The following is a 19,869-nucleotide window of genomic DNA, read 5'->3' on the forward strand; positions in this document are numbered from 1 at the left end:
ATAAATGTTGCACTTATTCTTGCAATTTATCATATATTTACTTTACCCCAATCGTCCTTCTTTGCGATAGGCTTCGTCTGGACGCCAATTCCAATCAGCTTCAAATTGGTTAAGGAGCTCAAAGCTGGCTTCGGGTCCCATAGTACCTGATTTGTAATGATGAAGGGGAACTTCGTTATTTGCCCACAAGGTTTCAATACGGTCAATCAATTCCCAACTAGAGCGAACTTCGTCCCAGTGGCTAAAATTGGTTGAGTCATTGTTTAGCACATCGTAGATGAGCTTTTCATAGGGCTCTGGTGACGCACCAGAAGCTGTTGCATCTGTACGATAATCAAGTGTCAATGGAGCTAAGTTAAATTGCTCGCCCACTTCTTTGCCGTTCATGCTAAGAGAAAAACCTTCAGTTGGCTGAATGTAGATGGTCAACACATTTGGTTGGAGCGAGGAGCCAAAAATGGATTCCACTTGCTTAAAAACAATGTTGACATGAGTTCCTTTAGCAGTAAGACGCTTTCCAGTACGAAAGAAAAATGGAACACCACGGAAACGCTCACTATCTACAAAAAATGCACCAGAAGCAAAAGTTTCTGTAGTAGATTCTGGGTCAACATTTGGTTCGCTGCGATAGGAAATATACTTTTTCCCGTCTACTTTACCAGAAGTATATTGACCACGAATGAAGAGTTTTTTCAGATCATTATCAGTAGGTTTATGCAAGTGCTTAAAAACCTTAATTTTTTCAGCCCGAATATCATCTTTGGTGAAAGTTTTGGGTTTATCCATAGCAAGCAAAGACAGGAGTTGAAGTGTGTGATTTTGCACCATATCGCGCAGTGCACCTGAATGGTCGTAATAACCACCACGTTCCTCCACACCTAACTTTTCAGCAAAAGTGATCTGTACATTGTCAATATAATCACGATTCCAGACATTTTCAAAAAGAAGATTGGCAAAGCGAATGGCAAAAATACTTTGAATCATTTCTTTGCCGAGATAATGGTCAATCCGGAAAATCTGCTCTTCGTCAAATGTTGCCAACAAATCGTCGTTCAGTTTGCTAGCAGAGGCAAGGTCTGTGCCAAACGGTTTTTCTACAATTAAGCGTTCAAATCCTTTCCCGTCTACAATTTGCTCGGATTTGAGGTGTTTAGCAATGGTTCCGAAAAACTGAGGAGCCATGGACAGGAAGAAAAGTTTGTTATGTTCTGCTTGATATTGCTCGTCAAGGCTGTTTTGTAGTTTCCTTAATTCAATATAATGCTCAGTATCTTGGACGTCGTGACTTTGATAATAGAAATGGCTAGCAAATTCTTGCGCTTGCTCAGGGCTATCTGCGAGGTCTGTGATAGACTCGACCACGACAGATTCAAAATATTCCTTGCTCCAAGGTCTGCGAGCTGTGCCGATAACGGCAAAATGCTTAGACAGATTGCCAGATTTATACAATCTAAAAAGAGAGGGATAGAGTTTTCTTTTTGCCAAATCTCCACTGGCACCAAAAATTGTAATAATCACTTTTGAAGACATTTTGAACACCCATTTTCTAATATTTTATTTATTTTACCATAAATTGATTAAAATTTCTGATTTTTGATAACTCGAAATAAAGAGTAAAAGAGATAAAAAATAAGGATAACAAGGAAGAATAAAAGTAGAAAGACAAGATGTACACCTGTTGTAGTATCAGGAGCTTGATTGACCATGATAGCAGCAATCGCCGTTCCTAAAGCTCCAGCAAATGTTTGAGCCATTTGAAAGAGAGCAGTGGCGTCTGGTGACTTTTCCCGACTAATTTGTGAAACAGATAAGGCCATCGTGTTGTTGAAAGCCAGATTGCGCCCAATCGTAAAGAAAATATAAAAAAGGATGATGAGCGGTAATGTTAAGGCTTTTGTAAAGAATGCAAAAACGGAAACGGCTAAGAAAAAGAGGAGATTCCCACCATATAGAGAAAATTTGGGTCCCTTGGTGTCATATAATTTTCCCAAGAAAGGTGCCGAAAAAGCTCCTAACATTGTTCCAGGTAGCAGTGCAAAGCCAGCAGCAGAAGTAGCCTCGTGTTTCACTAAAACCAAGAAATTAGGAATCAGAAAATTGGCTGATAAATTTGAAAATTGGTAGAGAAAGAAAGGAATAATCCCTAGTAAAATAACTGGATTTTTCAAAATACGAATATCTAAAAAAGGATGTTCAACGGTTAGACTTCTCCAAATGAAAAGGATAAGTGATAATAAAAAGATGATGACAAAGCTCCAATTAAAGCTGCCTGCTTCTAAACTAGAAATCGCCATAATAGAAAAAGTAAGTGCGAGTGCAAGGAGCAAGAAAGAAACCCATTCAAAGGGACGTTCCTTTCTATTGGGGGTATTTTCTAAAAAGAAAAATCCTAAAATGAAGGAGATAATCGGAACCGGCATGATGAATGTGTAAATCATGTGCCAATCGAATGAACCAATCATCAAGCCGCCATAGGTGGGACCAATCGCAGGAGCTAGGCTTATAACAAGTCCAGACAATCCCATGTAAAAACCAATTTGGCTACGCGGAATGCGTTCTACGATAAGATTAAACATAAGGGGGGTAGCAATTCCAGTTGCTGAACCTTGCAAAATGCGTCCTAACATGAGTAAGGCAAAATTAGGCGCAAGCATTGCAACACCATTTCCTAACGTAAAAATAGCTAGGCTGGTGAAGAGAATTCTCCGTTCAGACCAGTTGTGTGCTAGCGTAGCTCCGAGTGTAATTGTGATGGCGACAGCCAGCAGATAACCTGTCGTAATCCATTGCAATGTGCCAAGGTCTGTATGAAAAACTTTCATAAGATGCGGAAAAGTGACATTCATACTGGTTTCAGACAGAATTCCAGCAAAAGTAATTAGAGCAGTGGCGAAAATAGATAGCAAGGTTTTCCTTGAAACGGGTTGATTTTGATGTGACATAGTACCTCCTAAAAATACAAATTTCTCTTATTTTATCATAATTGCTCACAAAAGAGCATAATAGGAGACCTAGAGAAATAGTTCTCAGGTCTTCTTTGGGTTATTTAATGTAGTTTAAAAGACACGATAGACATAAGGATTGCTAGGTTTTTCAACTTTCTTGAAACTATCCACTTCAAGCGTTGGCAAGCTTTGTCCTAGTTGCTTATGATAGCGAATCGTAATTTTTCCGCTTGCTCTTATCCAGGTATTATTTTCAAAATGCTCCGTATTACCAGTTGTCAGAAGTCCATAAACTCCCGAATCGGCAATACAATGAATAATACCAAAGCGGAAAAGAAACTGGCTGTTTTTATCGCTTGGGTCGTTGTAGACAAAGCCAGTAAATTCTAGCCGTTTTCCCGCAAATTCATCTGGATAATCATAGAGGACTTCCATGATTTCCATATAATTTTCAGTCGTAACGGAAATGACGTCTTTTTTCAGATATTTTTTTGCAGCTGCCCGCATTTCTTTCTCGTAAGCACTTTTAGTAAAATAGGTACTGGTATCAGGTTTTAGGTACTGATTGGTAGTGCCCTCATCAGCCTGAATGTTCTTAGAACTACCGTCAGCCAGCGGGAAATGGTAGCCCTTAGCAGAAACGGTTGTAGAGTCCAAATTGACCGTTGGAAAGAAGAGAGCAACGACAAGTGGTACAACAAGAAAAGCAATACTAGCAAATTTTGCAGAACGACTCGTCAAATGGCTGTGCACTTTCATTTTTTTCATCCAGACAATGAGCTGGACAATGGCTAGCACGAAAGAAAGAATCATTGAAATATATGCCAAATAAGAAAAATGCATATTGATGTATTGATTGAGCTTGCCGGAAAGTTGCAAATACATGGTGATTTCAAAGTAACCAGCTAAAATTAGAAAACGAATCATAGCACCACCCCCACAAGCCAAGAGTAAATGACAACAACTAAACTAACAATTCCAATGAATTGCCAGATGAATCGTCCTTTGAGGTAATTTTTCATCATGAGAATATTTTTCACATCTAGCATTGGTCCAATGACGAGGAAAGCGAGAACTGGCGCTAAGCCAAAACTAGAAATGAGCGAACTGCCGATAAAGGCGTCTGCTTCACTGCAAAGTGAGAGAAGAAATGCAAGTAGCATCAATAGCAAAATAGCCATAAGTGGCGTTGCACTAATGGAAGTCAGAATGCGTGTAGGTACGTAGACTTGCACTAGACTGGCAAAGAGACAACCAAAGACTAAGTAACGACCTGTATCAAAAAATTCGTCAATAGATTGCACAAACACTTGAAATACTTTCTGCGCTTGATTCAAATGAGAAAAGTCATGCTCATGCCGAATAACTCGATTTTCTTTTTGAATAGTTGCAGTATTGAGAAAGCCAAAGAAAATTCCTAAGATGATTGCCACAACAATAGAGCCAAGGGCTCTGAGCAAAGCCATTTTAAAGGAATTCCCAAAGGCAGAATAGGTCGCAAAAAGAACAATAGGATTGATAACAGGTGCTGTCACCATAAAAGGAACAGCTGTGTAACTTGGTACTTTCTTTTCCAAAAAACGATTGATAATAGGCACAATTCCACATTCGCAAGAAGGGAAAATAAAGCCAATAAAAGTACCAAAGAAAATCCTACCCCATTTATTTTTAGGCAGATAGCGATAAACTTTGTCTGGTGTGATATAAACCTCTATAAAACCTGAAATAATGCTCCCGATTAGCACAAAAGGTAGTGCTTCGATAATAATGGAGAGGAAAATCGCACCAGCTTGTAGCACACTAGGTGGCAGTTGATTAAAAAAGCTCATGACTTTTTAGCCTTCTCCACTTTTTTAATCTTTTTTTCTTTTTCATCAGGAAATTCTACTTTTTCGATTTTAGGTAACGTTGCAAATTCTTCAAACATTTTGTCCAAATCATCTGAACGCGTAAATTTAATAGCCATAACAGCCTCCTTTTCCTTTTTAACTATTATACTATCATTTTGAAAATTATGGTGAAATAAAGTCAGCAGAATAGCAATTAGCTTGTGAAAGAAGGAGATGAATGTGGTATAATAAATAGACTATATGTGCAAAGGAAGGATCATGTCTCCAGATAATAATATAAAATTAAAATACTATAATCTTCAACCATTTACCAAATGGACGGGCGGAAAGCGGCAACTTTTGAGTGAATTGAGAAGCTATATGCCTGAAAAGTATAAGTGTTATTTTGAGCCTTTTGTAGGCGGAGGTGCTTTATTTTTTGACTTAGCTCCTGAACGAGCTGTTATCAATGATTTTAACGAGGAGTTGATGAATGTTTATCGACAAATAAAGGAGAAGCCAGCTGACTTGATTGATTTGCTTCTGGAACACAAAACAAATAATAGCAAAGAATACTATTTAGAACTTCGTTCTGTTGATCGGGATGGTCGTATTGATGAGATGACCGATGTTGAGCGTGCAGCTCGGGTTCTCTACATGCTTCGAGTTGACTTTAATGGTCTTTATCGAGTTAATTCTAAAAATCAATTTAACGTTCCTTATGGTCGTTACAAAAATCCTAAAATAGTAGATGTAGATTTAATTCATCAGATTAGTGGTTATTTGAATGAAAACGATGTGGAAATTCTACAAACAGACTTTGCTGATGCAGTTGCAGGAGCCCAAGCAGAAGATTTTGTCTATTTTGATCCGCCTTACATTCCTTTAAATGAAACGAGTTCATTTACTTCTTATACTCATGAAGGTTTTTCTTATAAAGAACAAGTTCGCTTGAGGGATACCTTTAAGGAATTAACTGATAGAGGGGTCTATGCCATGCTCTCAAACTCTTCTAGTCCCTTAGCTGAGGAATTATACAAGGATTTTAATATCTACTTTGTCGAAGCCCAACGAACGAATGGTGCTAAAAAATCAAGCCGAGGAAAAATTTCAGAAATAATAGTAACAAATTATGAATAATTACGAATATAAGTATGGAGGTGTTTTAATGACAAAACCATACTATAATAAGGATAGGGCTATTCTGGTTCATGCAAATACCTTTGACTTTTTATCAAAAATGAAGCCAGAAAGCATGGATATGATTTTTGCGGATCCACCTTACTTCTTAAGCAATGGTGGTTTTTCCAATTCAGGTGGAAATGTTGTTTCTGTAAATAAGGGGGAGTGGGATAAGGTATCAGGTTTAGAAGAAAAACACGATTTTAACCGCAGATGGATAAGGTTAGCTAAACAAGTACTTAAACCTAATGGAACTATTTGGATTTCGGGTAGTTTTCATAATATCTATTCGGTCGGAATGGCTTTGGAGCAAGAGGGGTTCAAGATTCTAAATAATATCACTTGGCAGAAAACCAATCCCGCTCCTAATTTATCTTGTCGTTATTTCACACATTCTACTGAAACCATTCTTTGGGCTAGGAAAGATGATAAAAAAGTCAAACATTATTACAATTATGATTTGATGAAGGAAATCAACAGTGGAAAACAAATGAAAGATGTTTGGACAGGCTCATTGACAAAAAAAGCTGAAAAATGGGCTGGTAAACATCCGACTCAAAAACCGGAGTATTTATTGGAGCGAATCATTTTAGCTAGTACAAGAGAAGGTGATTACATTTTGGATCCTTTTGTTGGAAGCGGGACTACAGGGGTTGTGGCTAAAAGACTAGGCAGACGGTTCATTGGTATTGATGCAGAACAAGATTATTTAGAAATAGCAAAAAGAAGATTGGAGGCCGAGTGATGAAGAAAGATGGTGTCGGTGGAGCAAATACAAGGACGGGTCTTGCTTTTGAGCTAAAAACGGATTTACCTACTTTTATTGCTAAACAACAAGGATATATTGTTGAACCCAATGACTACGATATTAGATACCTAAAAAATGGTGTAATTAGGAATAAACTTCGACAAAAGCAGGCTAGATGGAAAGTTTTTTTCAACTCAGAAGAAGTTGGTGAGATATTTCAGAAATATGGCTTGTATCGATATTTTGATGAGCTAGAGTTTGATTATAATAAAGTTATTTCAAAAAAACTTTTACCAGATGATTCAATATTTGTAATTAACAATAATACTGTTTTTATTATTGAGAAAAAAACTCAAAGTACTACAGGTAGTGTAGATGAAAAATTACAAACTTGTGATTTTAAGTTAAAGCAGTATAGAAAATTATTTGCCCCACTTAATAAAGAAGTCAAGTATTACTATTTGCTAGATAAAAAATGGTTTGATAAGCCTAGCTATCAAGATACACTAAATTATATTATTGATGTTGGCTGCGGTTATTACTTTAATTATATTCCGTTAGATGCACTAGGGTTACCAATTCCTGAGGAGGAAAAAAATGAATCTTGAATCTTATTTACAATTGAACTCTGACGAAAGATTGGGCCATTTTCTCTCCACCCTCTCTGTCACCAACCGTACACCAAAATACTATGTTAACTGGGAGAAAGTAGAAAGAGAGACGAAGAAATTTGAGTTGGAACTGCATACACTTAATTATCTGATTGGAAAAGATGATATCTACCAAACAGCTCTTGATTTGTTCAGAAAACAACCTGATTTGTTGAGGGCAATTCCTAGTCTGATTGCTAGTAGAGACAAAATTTTAGATGTTTTGAGTCTGGATGAAGAAGACAATATGTCCTTCCATCAGCTTAATTTTAAAAAAATTGAAACAGAGAAAATAGAAGATTATGTGGAGTTTGTTGATCAGTCTGGCCTGCTTGATTTTCTACAATATGAAGCTAATCGCTCACTGGTGGATTATGTATATGGTGTTGAAGCTGGTTTAGACAGTAACGCTCGAAAAAATCGGAGCGGAACAACTATGGAAGGCATTTTGGAGCGTAGTGTAGAGAAAGTCTGTTTAAAATATGGTTTGGAGTTTAAAGCTCAGGCGACAGCGGCTTATATTAGGGAAAATTGGGGAATTACTGTTCCAGTTGATAAATCCGAGAGACGTTTTGATGTAGCCGTTTTTTCTCCCCAAAATAGAAAGTTGTGGTTAATAGAAACGAACTATTATGGTGGAGGTGGTAGTAAGTTGAAAGCTGTTGCAGGAGAATTCACAGAACTAAGCCAGTTTGTTGAAAGTTCAACAGATGATGTGAACTTTGTCTGGGTAACAGATGGACAGGGCTGGAAAACGGCACACTTACCTCTTGCGGAAGCTTTTGCTCATATTCCAAATGTATTTAATCTAGAGATGATGAAGCGAGGGTATTTAACTGAGTTGTTACAATGATTGAGTACATAATCTGAGGAATAATTCATCTTTATCAGTGTTTTTAGAGTCCTGCTTGAGGACTCTTTTACTATTTAGAATGATAAATTGCACTTATTCTTGCAATTCATCAAATGAATAAAATAATGGCGAAAGAAGAAAGTAGCCAGAGAGACAATTGTATTTGGACTGCTGGATAAGGTATGGTATAATATTCTTTATGGAAACAAATATTATCGAACTATCGCAAAGTTTAAAGATTAGTCAGAAGCAAATTGAAAAAGTATTGGAACTGATAGCAGAAGGCAACACAATCCCATTTATCGCTCGTTATCGGAAAGAAATGACAGGGAATTTGGATGAGGTAGAGATTAAGGCTATTCTTGATTTGGATAAAAGTCTGACGAACCTCAGAGAGCGCAAGGCAACGGTGCTCGCGAAGATTGAAGAGCAAGGAAAACTGACGGAAAAACTACGTGCAGCTATTGAAGCAGCTGAAAAATTAGCTGATGTGGAGGAACTCTATCTTCCTTATAAAGAAAAGCGTCGGACAAAAGCCACGATTGCACGTGAAGCAGGACTTTTTCCTTTGGCACGACTCATATTACAAAATGCTGCCACTCTTCAAGAGGAAGCAACTGCCTTAACTAACGAAACATTTCCGACGGCAGAAGCAGCTCTAGCTGGAGCTGTAGATATTTTAGTGGAAGCCATTTCAGAAGATGTGCAGCTGCGTGCTTGGACCTATCATGAAATGCTGACAAATTCAAGCATTATTTCAACTTTGAAAGACGCCGATTTGGACGAAAAGCAAGTATTCCAAATCTATTATGACTTTTCCGAAAAAATCGCGGATATGCAGGGGTATCGCACCTTAGCGCTGAATCGTGGTGAAAAGTTAGGCATTCTCAAAGTTGGCTTTGAGCACAATGTAGATAAAATTATCCGATTTTTTGAAGTGCGCTTTAAGCTCAAGAATGACTACATTCATGAAGCAATCCAGCAAGCTGTGAAAAAGAAAATCATTCCAGCTATGGAACGTCGGATTAGGGCAGAATTGACCGAGACTGCAGAAGACGGAGCCATTCAGCTCTTTTCAGATAATCTGCGAAATCTGCTCTTGATTGCACCACTCAAAGGACGCGTGGTACTAGGATTTGACCCAGCTTTCCGGACAGGAGCAAAATTAGCAGTCGTAGATGCAACTGGAAAAATGCTGACAACTCAGGTTATCTATCCTGTTCCACCGGCAAAAGCAGCGCAAATTGAAGCTTCTAAGCAAGATTTGTCAGACTTGATTGACCAATTTGGTGTTGAAATCATTGCTATTGGGAATGGAACAGCTAGTCGTGAAAGTGAAGCATTTGTTGCTGAAGTATTGAAAACTCATCCAAACGTCAGCTATGTTATTGTCAATGAAAGTGGCGCATCTGTTTATTCTGCTAGCGAGTTGGCGCGACACGAATTTCCAGACTTGACGGTCGAAAAACGTTCGGCTATCTCTATCGCACGTCGACTGCAAGACCCCCTTGCAGAGCTAGTCAAAATTGACCCAAAATCAATCGGTGTCGGTCAATACCAGCATGATGTTAGCCAGAAGAAATTATCTGAAAGCTTGGATTTTGTCGTAGATACCGTTGTTAACCAAGTCGGCGTTAATATCAATACCGCAAGTCCATCTCTTCTATCGCATGTGGCAGGGTTAAACAAAACTATTTCTGAAAATATTGTCAAATATCGTGAAGAAGAAGGCATGATTCGCTCGCGCGATGCCATTAAAAAAGTTCCTCGTCTGGGTGCTAAAGCATTTGAACAGGCGGCAGGGTTCCTACGGATTCCCGAAAGTGATAATGTTTTGGATAATACAGGTGTTCACCCAGAGAGTTATCCAGCTGTTGAGAAATTGTTCCAAATGCTTGCAATTGCGGACTTGGATCAAGCCGCTCAGGAAAAATTGCAGTCTTTAGATGTCAAAAAAGTTGCTGCAGATTTGGACTTGGGAGAAGCTACTCTTAAGGATATCATTGCAGACTTGCTCAAGCCAGGTCGTGATATGCGTGATTCATTTGATGCACCGGTTCTGCGTCAAGATGTCCTTGATATAAAGGACTTACAAATTGGGCAAAAGTTAGAAGGCGTTGTTCGCAATGTCGTTGATTTTGGTGCTTTTGTGGATATTGGCATTCATGAGGACGGCTTGATTCATATTTCTAAGCTCAGTAACAGCTATGTCAAACATCCGAGTCAAGTAGTTTCTGTCGGTGACTTGGTAACCGTGTGGGTAGACAAATTGGATATAGAAAGAGAAAAGGTCAATCTTTCCTTGGTGGCACCGCGTGAATCTAACTAACTATGTCAGACAAGTCTCTTTGGAAGATTTTGACAAAGAATTTCGACATACGGCTTCTTGGAATAAGCGCCTTCGCTCAACAGGTGGACGCTTTTTTCCAAAGGATGGGCATCTTGATTTTAATCCTAGAATCTATGAACAGTTTGGTTTAGAAACCTTCCGAAAAATTGTGCGGCACGAGTTGTGTCACTATCATCTTTACTTTGAAAAGAAGGGCTATCGACATAAGGATCGAGATTTCAAGCAATTATTGAAAGCCGTGGATGGTTTGCGCTATGCCCCTACTTTATCAAGCCAATCAACTTCAAAAACGCTTGTTTATCAATGCCTGCATTGTCGTGCACAATATCATAGAAAAAGACGAATCAATACTGAGCGGTATTGCTGCGGACGCTGCCAAGGGAAACTCATTTTTGTCAGACAGTTGCAGTCTTAATGACTATTTTGGAGAAACAATCAGAAATCCGCCTAAGGACGGATGGCATGATGAATGAAATGTGCTACACTAGATTCAGTATCAATGAAAGAGGCTTACTGATTATGAAAACAACATTTTATAAATTACGTCGAAATAGAGCTGTATCGGGAGTGTTAGCAGGTTTATCTGATAAATTTGGTCTAGATGTAGGGCTTGTTCGCTTTTTATTCGTTTTATTTACCATTTCTAATTTGGGTTTAGGGATTATCATCTACATCATCTTATCATCTGTGATGCCTTACAAGGAAGATGTAGAAGAAGAAATGTATGGGACAGGACCTCGTAAGCGTAAAGAAGCAGAAGCAATCAAAGAAGAAGACGGCTGGTTTTGGTGACTATAATAGAACGAGACTTTGTTTATATATGTAAAAAGGGGTTCAGGAAATGGACTCTCTTATTTTTGAAGGAGAAGAGATGGAATATTGGGATGCTTATAATGAGCAAAGAGAGCGACAAGGAAAGTTTCTAAAGAGAGGAGAACCAATTGCGGAAGGTCAGTATCACCTTTGTGTCAATGTCTTTGTTCGTCATATAGATGGGGAATTTCTCCTGATGCACCGCAGTCCAAAAAAAGAAATTCATCCTAATTATTATGAGTTTGGTGCAGGAGGAAGTGTGTTGGCTGGTGAAGATAGCATGACCGCAGCTTATCGTGAATTGCAGGAAGAAACTGGGCTGATTCCTAGAGAAATACAACTAATTGAGCAGACGACTTCACCTAAAGAACACTGTCATTTTGATTTTTATGAGGCAATTGTCACAGAGAAAGACGTGAAATATCAAGAGGGTGAAACGGATAGTCACATCTGGCTGAAACCTAGTGAATTACGATATTTTGTGAACCGTTATCCTTTATTTCAAGATCAAAAACAAATTGTAGAAAGAATGCTCCAGTCAGAGAAGTAGTAAATGCTATGTATGTTTATCCATTTTCTTTAAAAACAAGGATGAAACTCTCCTTTAATCTGAAAATTTGCTATAATAGAAAAAGAAACTATCAAAGGGGAAGAATATGACTGTAAAGATCAAAGATCTATTAAAAAAAGTCAGGTTAAATGTGGTTTATGGCGACGAGAAAATGTTGGAAAGAGAAATTACGACCTCTGATATTTCCCGCCCAGGACTTGAAATGACAGGTTATTTTGACTATTACACCCCAGAGCGTATCCAGCTAATGGGCATGAAAGAATGGTCTTACTTGATGAAGATGACGTCCCATAATCGCTATCAGGTTTTACGGAAAATGTTTGAACGAGACACTGTTATGATTGTGGCGCGTGATTTGAAAATTCCCGATGAGATGTTAAAGGCTGCAAAGGAAAATGAAATTGTTGTTCTCAGCAGTCACACACCAACTAGTCGTTTATCCGGTGAGATTTCAAGTTATTTGGATTCGCGTTTGGCTGAGCGAACCAGTATTCATGGGGTTTTAATGGACATTTACGGGATGGGTGTCTTGATTCAAGGAGATAGTGGAATCGGAAAAAGCGAGACTGGATTGGAGCTGGTGAAGAGAGGACATCGTTTGGTTGCAGATGACCGCGTGGATATCTATGCAAAAGATGAAATGACTCTTTGGGGCGAGCCAGCTGAAATTTTGCGCCATTTGCTTGAGATTCGCGGTGTCGGAATTATCGATGTCATGAGTCTTTATGGAGCTAGTGCTGTCAAAGATTCATCACAAGTGCAGATTGCCGTTTATTTGGAAAATTATGATGTCAATAAAACATTTGACCGTTTAGGAAATAATGGTGAAGAGTTTGAAGTATCAGGTGTTTCCATTCCAAGAATCCGTATTCCTGTGAAAACGGGCCGCAATATTTCGGTAGTGATTGAAGCAGCAGCAATGAATTACCGTGCAAAAGAAATGGGCTTTGATGCCACGAAGACTTTTGAGGAACGCTTGACCAATCTCATTAGTGAAAATGAGGTGTCTCATGATTGATCCAATTGCATTTAAGATAGGGCCTCTTAGTATTCGCTGGTATGCGATTTGTATTGTAACAGGTTTAGTTTTAGCTGTTTATCTGGCTATGCGTGAAGCGCCGCGGAAGAAAATCATTCCAGATGATATTCTTGATTTTATCCTCATTGCGTTTCCTTTGGCAATCGTTGGAGCTCGCATTTATTATGTTATTTTTGATTGGGGCTATTATGCTAAAAATCCTAGTGAGATTTTTGCCATTTGGCACGGAGGAATTGCTATCTATGGCGGTTTAATCACCGGAGCGATTGTCTTGTATTTTTTCTCACAGAGAAAGCTTATCAATACGCTAGACTTTTTAGATATTGCGGTTCCGAGTGTAATGATTGCCCAAAGTCTTGGACGCTGGGGAAATTTCTTCAACCAAGAGGCTTACGGAGCGGTCGTTAAAAGTTTAAATTACTTACCAAGTTTTATTCGCAATCAAATGTACATTGATGGTCATTATCGACAACCAACTTTCCTTTATGAGTCGGTTTGGAATTTGCTTGGATTTGCTCTGGTGATGATTGTACGAAGAAAGGAAAACTTCCTCAAACGTGGTGAAATTACAGGGTTTTATCTGATTTGGTACGGAATGGGGCGCATGGTCATTGAAGGGATGCGGACAGACAGTCTCATGTTTGCTGGCTTGCGTGTGTCACAATGGTTGTCTGCTGTTCTAGTGGTTGCCGGAATCATTCTCGTCATTTACCAACGCAGAAAAAAAGATACCCCTTATTATTAAAAAGTTAGGAGAAGAAAAATGCTTGAGATTGCTTATAGTTTAGTTGCCCTCGCTTTGGTTGCCTTGATTGTTTATACGAATTTTTTTGGTTAGGAAAATCTCAAATGTCGTTGACGAAACAGAAAAAACAATTCAGGTGTTGACGACAGATGTCAATGTGACACTCTATCAAACCAATGAATTGTTAACGAAAGTGAATGTTTTAGCAGATGATATTAACGGAAAAATGACAACCATTGAACCGCTTTTCACTGCAGTTGCAGATTTATCTGAGTCCGTTTCGGATTTGAATGATTCTGCTCGTCATTTGAGTAAAAAAGCCGCTGCAGCAGGAAAAAATAGTGTCAAAGCTGGTGCAGCTTTATCAGCTTTGCGCATGATTACAAAACTATTTAAAAAATAAGAAAGAAGGCTTATTATGGGTAAATTTTCATCAATCCTTTTAGGAACAATCTCTGGAGCGGCTGTAGCTGTATTTCTTACTAGCAAAAAAGGAAAAGAAGTGACTGCTAAGGTTTCTGATTTTATGAATGACGTCAAAGAAAATCCAGATGATTTTAAAGATCAAGTAGTACAAAAAGCCAATCAATTCTCTAACCAAGCTGTAGAAGCAGTCAACCAAGCCAAAGAAAAGGTTGAAAGCGGAGAAATTACAGGCGAAACTGTTCTTGACTCTGTGAAAGAAGCAACGAAACAAGTAGTTGACTTTTCACAAGAGAAAATACAAGAATGGAAAGAAAAAATGACACCAGAAGGTATCTCTCCAGAAGATTTCAAAAAAACTGAGCAAGAACCAGTTGATAAAGAAACCACATCGGAGGATATTGTCATTGATTTGACAGAAAACCAAGAATCGGAAAATGAAGACAAAAAAATTGAGGACTAGCACCTCAATTTTTTTAACATCGATTTTACATCACAACGAATCACAACAATTCACGACAAAAATAGTGCCTTGCAAATAGGCGCTTTAATTTCAAAACTATTTATTTCTTTTCTGACGAATAAATGCTTGCTGCATTTTAATGCAAACTAAACTAACACCAATTGCTAAAGCAAAAGCTAAGAAAGTGTTTATTTTAATAGACAGGAATAAAAAGCTAAACAAAGCTGTCAAGATACAAAATGTAGCAATATTCACGAAAAATAGTAATTCTTTCAGGTTTGGATTCGTTTTTGCTTCAGGAATGTAATCTTGATAAAGGGGATATTGTTCTTGTTCTAATTCTGGATAGGTGTAGTCCTCTTGATAGGACTGATATTTTCTTGCGGTCATGTTCTCTCTCCTTACAGTACTCTCTTATTTTATCATGATTTTAATTAGATAAATATTACATAACAGTTACAAAAAGGCTAAAAATGCTTTTCAAATTAAAAAATAGAAGAGAAATCAAAAATATGTTATAATTTTGCTATGAAAAAGATTATCATTACAGCGACAGCTGAGAGCGTTGAACAAGTAAAAGAGCTTTTAGAAGCAGGTGTGGATCGCATTTATGTAGGCGAAAAAGAGTATGGTCTTCGATTACCCCGTACTTTTTCTTATGACGAATTGCGACAGATTGCAGCCCTTGTACATGAGGTAGGCAAAAAGTTGACAATTGCTGTCAATGCTTTGATGCATCAGGAAATGATGAATAAAATCAAGCCATTTCTTGATTTTTTAGTGGATATTCAGGCGGATTATATTACTGTAGGAGATGCCGGTGTTTTTTATGTGTTAAAACGCGACGGTTATCCGTTTAAGACGATTTATGATGCTTCGACTATGGTTGCTAGCAGTCGTCAAGTGAACTTCTGGGGGCAAAAAGCTGGCGCTTCTGAGGCAGTTCTAGCGCGTGAAATCCCATCGGCAGAATTGTTTAAAATGCAGGAAGTGTTAGAAATTCCTGTTGAGATACTAGTCTATGGTGCTAGCGTCATTCATCATTCTAAGCGACCGCTTTTGCAGAATTATTACAATTTCACTCATATTGATGACGAAAAGAGTCGTGAGCGTGATTTATTCCTTGCAGAGCCGAGTGACCCAGATAGCCATTATTCTATTTTTGAGGACAATCATGGGACGCATATTTTTGCAAATAATGATTTGGATATGATGACGAAACTTGGAGAGTTGGTAGAACATGGCTTTACACATTGGAAATTAGAAGGTATTTACACGCCAGGACACAATTTTGTTGAAATTGTCAAACTCTTTGTGCAAGCGCGTGAGCTGATTGAGACCAATCAATTTACACATGATCAGGCTTTCCTTTTGGATGAGCAGGTTCATCAATTGCATCCAAAGAATCGTTTCTTGGATACTGGATTTTATGAATATGATCCAGACCAGGTGAAATAAGGGACGCAGGTAGTTGCGAGTTGCAACTGCTTGTTTAACTTTCACAATCTGTTTCCTTTAGCTTGCTTTCAAACCTTTTTTGCTATAAAATAAAAAGGCTAAGTATTAGAATTTAGAAAAGAGCGAGAATATGACAAAAACTTTGAAAAGACCAGAAGTTCTGGCGCCTGCTGGAACGTTGGAAAAATTAAAAGTCGCCATTCGCTATGGAGCGGATGCTGTCTACATTGGCGGACAAGCCTATGGTTTGCGCAGTCGTGCTGGAAATTTTACGTTTGAAGAAATGGAAGAGGGCGTTCAATTTGCTCGTGAACATGGCGCAAAAGTCTATGTGGCTGCGAACATGGTAACCCACGAAGGAAATGAAGAAGGAGCTGGGGAATGGTTCCGCACTTTGCGAGATATTGGCATTTCTGCCGTTATCGTATCTGACCCAGCATTGATTGCCATTGCTTGTACAGAAGCGCCAGGTTTGGAAGTACACTTGTCAACACAAGCTAGCGCAACAAACTATGAAACCTTAGAATTTTGGAAGGATTTGGGGTTGACACGTGTCGTTTTGGCACGTGAGGTTTCCATGGAAGAATTGGCAGAAATCCGCAAACATACTGATGTGGAGATTGAAGCTTTTGTTCATGGGGCTATGTGCATTTCTTACTCAGGGCGCTGTACTTTATCTAATCACATGAGTATGCGGGATGCCAATCGTGGGGGGTGCTCTCAGTCTTGCCGCTGGAAATATGACCTCTACGATATGCCCTTTGGACAAGAGCGCAAGAGCTTAAAAGGAGAAATTCCAGAAGAATTTTCTATGTCGGCTGTTGATATGTCCATGATTGATCATATTCCAGATATGATTGAAAATGGGGTGGACAGCTTGAAAATTGAAGGGCGCATGAAGTCTATTCACTATGTATCTACTGTTTCAAATTGTTACAAGGCGGCAGTAGATGCTTATCTTGAAAGTCCTGAAAAGTTTGAAGCAATCAAGCAAGATTTAGTAGATGAAATGTGGAAAGTTGCGCAACGTGAGTTGGCAACGGGATTTTACTATCATACACCAACTGAAAATGAGCAGCTTTTTGGAGCACGCCGCAAAATTCCGCAATATAAATTTGTGGCAGAAGTGGTGGCTTATGACCCTGATACGCAAACAGCGACTATTCGGCAACGAAATGTCATCAATGAGGGCGACCCAGTTGAGTTTTATGGTCCTGGTTTCCGTCATTTTAACGCAGTCATTACAGATTTACATGATTCAGATGGAAATAAAATTGATCGGGCTCCAAATCCGATGGAACTGTTGACGATTTCCTTGCCACATCCGGTTTATCCAGGTGATATGGTACGCAGTCGTAAAGAAGGTTTGATAAATCTTTATAAAGAAGACGGCACAAGTGTCACAGTACGGGCATAAAAATCCACATTGAGAAGAGGTTTGAATGGTTAATTCTGCCTCTTTTCATTTGTAAAAAATATTTAAAAAAAATGAATGTAAACGCTTGCTTTTTTAAAAAAGAAGGTGTACAATATAATTAAAGAAAGATAAGAAAGGGCTGATTCCAATGGGTATCGGAACATTCATATTTTAAATCGTTTATGATGTATTAGTTTCTATTTGCTAATTGTTTTTCTTAATTGGAGGTATTTGATAAATATTTCTGAAGATGTCATGTAGTGGTTTGTAGAATTGCATCGCGTATGAAGAACGCAAAGTAAGAATAAATAAGAATGTTATTTGATGCAGTTGGTAGAAGCTTTTTAATGATTTTCATGCTTAGTAAAAAAACCGCTATTGTTTTAGATGAAAAAACTTGTTTTTGATATATTGTGGACAAGAAAATCATTCTTTAATAAGATAACGATGGAATCATCATAAGAATCTCTTTTCAGATAATTACTTTCTGAAAGTCTATCTATCACTTATTAGCAAATAGAGACGGCTCCTAGCTTTCTGTAGGTATACAGTAACTAGGAGTTTTTGTATGCTCTGTTCTTTGAAAAAAATCATGAAAAGTAGTATAATAAATTAGATATGCAAAAGATTTGCAAAACTGTAATTCGACTTGGGATTCCAAGGACCGTTAGTAAAAAAAATTGAAAAGGAGAATCAATGAGCAATATTAAATTGATTGCTTTGGGCGGTGTACGTGAAAATGGAAAAAATCTTTACATCGCTGAAGTGGATGAATATATTTTTGTCCTGGATGTCGGATTAAAATATCCAGAAAATGAACAGCTTGGTGTGGATTTTGTTATTCCAAATATGGACTATTTGTTTGAAAATAAGGACCGTATTGCAGGGGTCTTTTTGACACACGGTCATGCGGATGCAATTGGTGCCTTGCCTTATTTATTGGCTGAAACGAAAGTCCCTGTATTTGGCTCAGAATTGACGATTGAGTTGGCTAAGTTATTTGTCAAAGGAAATGATACGGTCAAAAAGTTCAATGATTTTCATGTGATTGATGAAGACACAGAGATTGATTTTGGAGGTACAGTTGTATCTTTCTTTAAAACAACGCACTCTATTCCAGAGAGTTTAGGGATTGTTTTGAAAACGTCTGAAGGGAATATTGTTTACACAGGTGATTTCAAGTTTGACCAAACGGCTAGTCAGTCTTACGCAACAGATTTTGCTCGCTTGGCGGAAATTGGTCGTGAAGGGGTTCTAGCTCTTCTTAGTGATTCTTCAAATGCGGATAGTACGATTCAAGTGGCAAGTGAGAGCGAAGTTGCAAAGGAAATTAGCGATACAATTGGAGACTGGGAAGGACGCGTGATTGTTGCGGCGGTTGCAAGCAATCTTTCTCGGATTCAACAAGTCTTTGAAGCTGCTGCTAGGACAGGGCGTCGTGTTGTGTTGACTGGATTTGACATTGAAAATATCGTTCGTACAGCTATTCGCTTGAAGAAATTATCACTTGTGGACGAACGTTTGCTAATCAAACCAAAAGAAATGTCCAAGTTTGAAGATCATGAGTTGATTATTTTGGAAACTGGGCGTATGGGTGAGCCAATCAATGGCTTGCGCAAGATGTCTATTGGTCGTCACCGTTATGTAGAAATCAAAGAAGGTGATTTGATTTATATTGTTACAACACCGTCTATCGCAAAAGAAGCCTTGGTGGCACGTGTAGAAAACATGATCTACCAAGCAGGTGGTGTTGTCAAACTAATTACGCAAGATTTGCGAGTGTCTGGACATGGAAATGAGCGCGATTTGCAATTGATGTTAAACCTCTTGCAGCCAAAATTCTTGTTCCCAATTCAAGGAGAATATCGTGAATTGGCAGCACATGCTAAAGCTGCCATGGCAATTGGTATGTTGCCAGAGAACATTTTTATTCCAAAGCGTGGTAGCATTATGGAATATGAAAAGGGTGATTTTGTACCTGCTGGTGCGGTATCTTCTGGTGATGTTATGATTGACGGAAATGCGATTGGTGATGTCGGAATTATCGTTCTTCGTGACCGCAAAGTTCTGTCTGAAGACGGTATCTTTATCGTAGCCATTACAGTAAACCGTCGTGACAAGAAGATTATTTCCAAAGCCAAGGTTCATACACGTGGATTTGTTTATGTCAAGAAAAGCCGTGATATTTTGCGTGAGAGTGCTGACTTAATCAATAAAACAGTTGAAGATTACCTTGCAAAAGATAATTTTGACTGGAGTGAGTTGAAAGGCTCGGTGCGTGACAATCTTGCGAAATATCTCTTTGAGCAAACCAAACGTCGTCCGGCAATTTTACCTGTTGTAATGGAAGTGCGTTAAGTAGGTTAAATTAGCACATTTTATA

20 protein-coding genes and 1 pseudogene are annotated in these 19,869 nt (G+C 38.4%); 15 read left to right on the top strand and 6 right to left on the bottom strand.

What is annotated here, in order from left to right; genetic code table 11:
* Window positions 1-42 precede the first annotated feature (42 nt).
* The 5 genes from zwf to HMPREF2984_RS09570 all read right to left on the bottom strand — a co-directional run bounded on the left by zwf (window position 43) and on the right by HMPREF2984_RS09570 (window position 4,911).
* A complete protein-coding gene (zwf, locus tag HMPREF2984_RS01970) occupies window positions 43-1,530 on the bottom strand; it encodes a glucose-6-phosphate dehydrogenase (RefSeq protein WP_059220604.1) in 1,488 nt (495 codons plus the stop codon).
* A 47-nt stretch (window positions 1,531-1,577) separates the two neighbouring features.
* Complete coding sequence (locus tag HMPREF2984_RS01975) at window positions 1,578-2,942, bottom strand: MFS transporter (RefSeq protein WP_049534156.1); 1,365 nt, start codon at window positions 2,940-2,942, stop codon at window positions 1,578-1,580.
* Between the two features lie 114 nt (window positions 2,943-3,056).
* Window positions 3,057-3,872: a TIGR03943 family putative permease subunit gene (locus tag HMPREF2984_RS01980; RefSeq protein WP_049534158.1), complete on the bottom strand. Its 816-nt coding sequence runs from the start codon at window positions 3,870-3,872 to the stop codon at window positions 3,057-3,059.
* Complete coding sequence (locus HMPREF2984_RS01985; protein WP_049534160.1) at window positions 3,869-4,774, bottom strand: permease; 906 nt, start codon at window positions 4,772-4,774, stop codon at window positions 3,869-3,871. The genes HMPREF2984_RS01980 and HMPREF2984_RS01985 overlap by 4 nt, the downstream gene beginning before the upstream one ends.
* A complete protein-coding gene (locus HMPREF2984_RS09570) occupies window positions 4,771-4,911 on the bottom strand; it encodes an SPJ_0845 family protein (protein WP_003040097.1) in 141 nt (46 codons plus the stop codon). Before HMPREF2984_RS09570 ends, HMPREF2984_RS01985 begins: the two co-directional genes overlap by 4 nt.
* A gap of 142 nt (window positions 4,912-5,053) precedes the next feature.
* On the opposite strand from HMPREF2984_RS09570, the gene HMPREF2984_RS01990 reads away from it, so the two are divergent.
* From HMPREF2984_RS01990 to HMPREF2984_RS02045, 12 genes and pseudogenes are all read left to right on the top strand, one after another.
* On the top strand, window positions 5,054-5,914 hold the full coding sequence (locus tag HMPREF2984_RS01990; protein ID WP_049534163.1) for a DNA adenine methylase: 861 nt from the start codon (window positions 5,054-5,056) through the stop codon (window positions 5,912-5,914).
* Complete coding sequence (locus tag HMPREF2984_RS01995) at window positions 5,907-6,701, top strand: DNA-methyltransferase (protein WP_049534165.1); 795 nt, start codon at window positions 5,907-5,909, stop codon at window positions 6,699-6,701. The genes HMPREF2984_RS01990 and HMPREF2984_RS01995 overlap by 8 nt, the downstream gene beginning before the upstream one ends.
* Window positions 6,701-7,312, top strand: coding sequence for a hypothetical protein (locus tag HMPREF2984_RS02000; protein WP_049534167.1), 612 nt, complete (start codon window positions 6,701-6,703; stop codon window positions 7,310-7,312). The genes HMPREF2984_RS01995 and HMPREF2984_RS02000 overlap by 1 nt, the downstream gene beginning before the upstream one ends.
* Window positions 7,302-8,207, top strand: a complete 906-nt coding sequence (locus HMPREF2984_RS02005; RefSeq protein ID WP_070670221.1) for a type II restriction endonuclease — start codon at window positions 7,302-7,304, stop codon at window positions 8,205-8,207. The genes HMPREF2984_RS02000 and HMPREF2984_RS02005 overlap by 11 nt, the downstream gene beginning before the upstream one ends.
* A gap of 199 nt (window positions 8,208-8,406) precedes the next feature.
* Window positions 8,407-10,536, top strand: a complete 2,130-nt coding sequence (locus tag HMPREF2984_RS02010) for a Tex family protein (RefSeq protein WP_070670224.1) — start codon at window positions 8,407-8,409, stop codon at window positions 10,534-10,536.
* The gene (locus tag HMPREF2984_RS02015; protein ID WP_059220613.1) at window positions 10,523-10,972 is read left to right on the top strand and encodes a SprT family protein; all 450 of its coding nucleotides are present in this window, start codon (window positions 10,523-10,525) and stop codon (window positions 10,970-10,972) included. Before HMPREF2984_RS02010 ends, HMPREF2984_RS02015 begins: the two co-directional genes overlap by 14 nt.
* A 104-nt stretch (window positions 10,973-11,076) precedes the next feature.
* Window positions 11,077-11,349: a PspC domain-containing protein gene (locus HMPREF2984_RS02020; RefSeq protein WP_049534177.1), complete on the top strand. Its 273-nt coding sequence runs from the start codon at window positions 11,077-11,079 to the stop codon at window positions 11,347-11,349.
* Window positions 11,350-11,398: 49 nt separating this feature from the next.
* Window positions 11,399-11,920 (top strand): NUDIX hydrolase, encoded by a 522-nt coding sequence (locus HMPREF2984_RS02025; RefSeq protein ID WP_059220615.1) that lies wholly within the window; start codon window positions 11,399-11,401, stop codon window positions 11,918-11,920.
* Window positions 11,921-12,026: 106 nt separating this feature from the next.
* On the top strand, window positions 12,027-12,959 hold the full coding sequence (gene hprK / locus HMPREF2984_RS02030; RefSeq protein ID WP_049534181.1) for an HPr(Ser) kinase/phosphatase: 933 nt from the start codon (window positions 12,027-12,029) through the stop codon (window positions 12,957-12,959).
* The gene (gene lgt, locus HMPREF2984_RS02035; RefSeq protein ID WP_059220616.1) at window positions 12,952-13,725 is read left to right on the top strand and encodes a prolipoprotein diacylglyceryl transferase; all 774 of its coding nucleotides are present in this window, start codon (window positions 12,952-12,954) and stop codon (window positions 13,723-13,725) included. The genes hprK and lgt overlap by 8 nt, the downstream gene beginning before the upstream one ends.
* Before the next feature lie 18 nt (window positions 13,726-13,743).
* A pseudogene (locus tag HMPREF2984_RS02040) lies at window positions 13,744-14,128 on the top strand (DUF948 domain-containing protein).
* A 15-nt stretch (window positions 14,129-14,143) separates the two neighbouring features.
* On the top strand, window positions 14,144-14,611 hold the full coding sequence (locus HMPREF2984_RS02045) for a YtxH domain-containing protein (RefSeq protein WP_003040175.1): 468 nt from the start codon (window positions 14,144-14,146) through the stop codon (window positions 14,609-14,611).
* Window positions 14,612-14,707: 96 nt separating this feature from the next.
* On the opposite strand, the gene HMPREF2984_RS02050 is transcribed toward HMPREF2984_RS02045, so the two are convergent.
* On the bottom strand, window positions 14,708-15,001 hold the full coding sequence (locus HMPREF2984_RS02050; protein WP_049534191.1) for a DUF3270 domain-containing protein: 294 nt from the start codon (window positions 14,999-15,001) through the stop codon (window positions 14,708-14,710).
* Between the two features lie 138 nt (window positions 15,002-15,139).
* Between HMPREF2984_RS02050 and HMPREF2984_RS02055 the strand changes: the two genes are divergently transcribed.
* The 3 genes from HMPREF2984_RS02055 to HMPREF2984_RS02065 all read left to right on the top strand — a co-directional run bounded on the left by HMPREF2984_RS02055 (window position 15,140) and on the right by HMPREF2984_RS02065 (window position 19,844).
* The gene (locus HMPREF2984_RS02055; protein WP_049534195.1) at window positions 15,140-16,069 is read left to right on the top strand and encodes a peptidase U32 family protein; all 930 of its coding nucleotides are present in this window, start codon (window positions 15,140-15,142) and stop codon (window positions 16,067-16,069) included.
* A 130-nt stretch (window positions 16,070-16,199) separates the two neighbouring features.
* Window positions 16,200-17,486: a peptidase U32 family protein gene (locus HMPREF2984_RS02060; RefSeq protein ID WP_049534198.1), complete on the top strand. Its 1,287-nt coding sequence runs from the start codon at window positions 16,200-16,202 to the stop codon at window positions 17,484-17,486.
* 696 nt (window positions 17,487-18,182) lie between these two features.
* The gene (locus HMPREF2984_RS02065) at window positions 18,183-19,844 is read left to right on the top strand and encodes a ribonuclease J (protein WP_049534200.1); all 1,662 of its coding nucleotides are present in this window, start codon (window positions 18,183-18,185) and stop codon (window positions 19,842-19,844) included.
* The last annotated feature ends 25 nt before the right edge of the window (window positions 19,845-19,869 follow it).

The organism is Streptococcus sp. HMSC066E07 (assembly GCF_001814695.1).
In the GTDB taxonomy this organism is placed as follows: Bacteria; Bacillota; Bacilli; order Lactobacillales; family Streptococcaceae; genus Streptococcus; species Streptococcus hominis.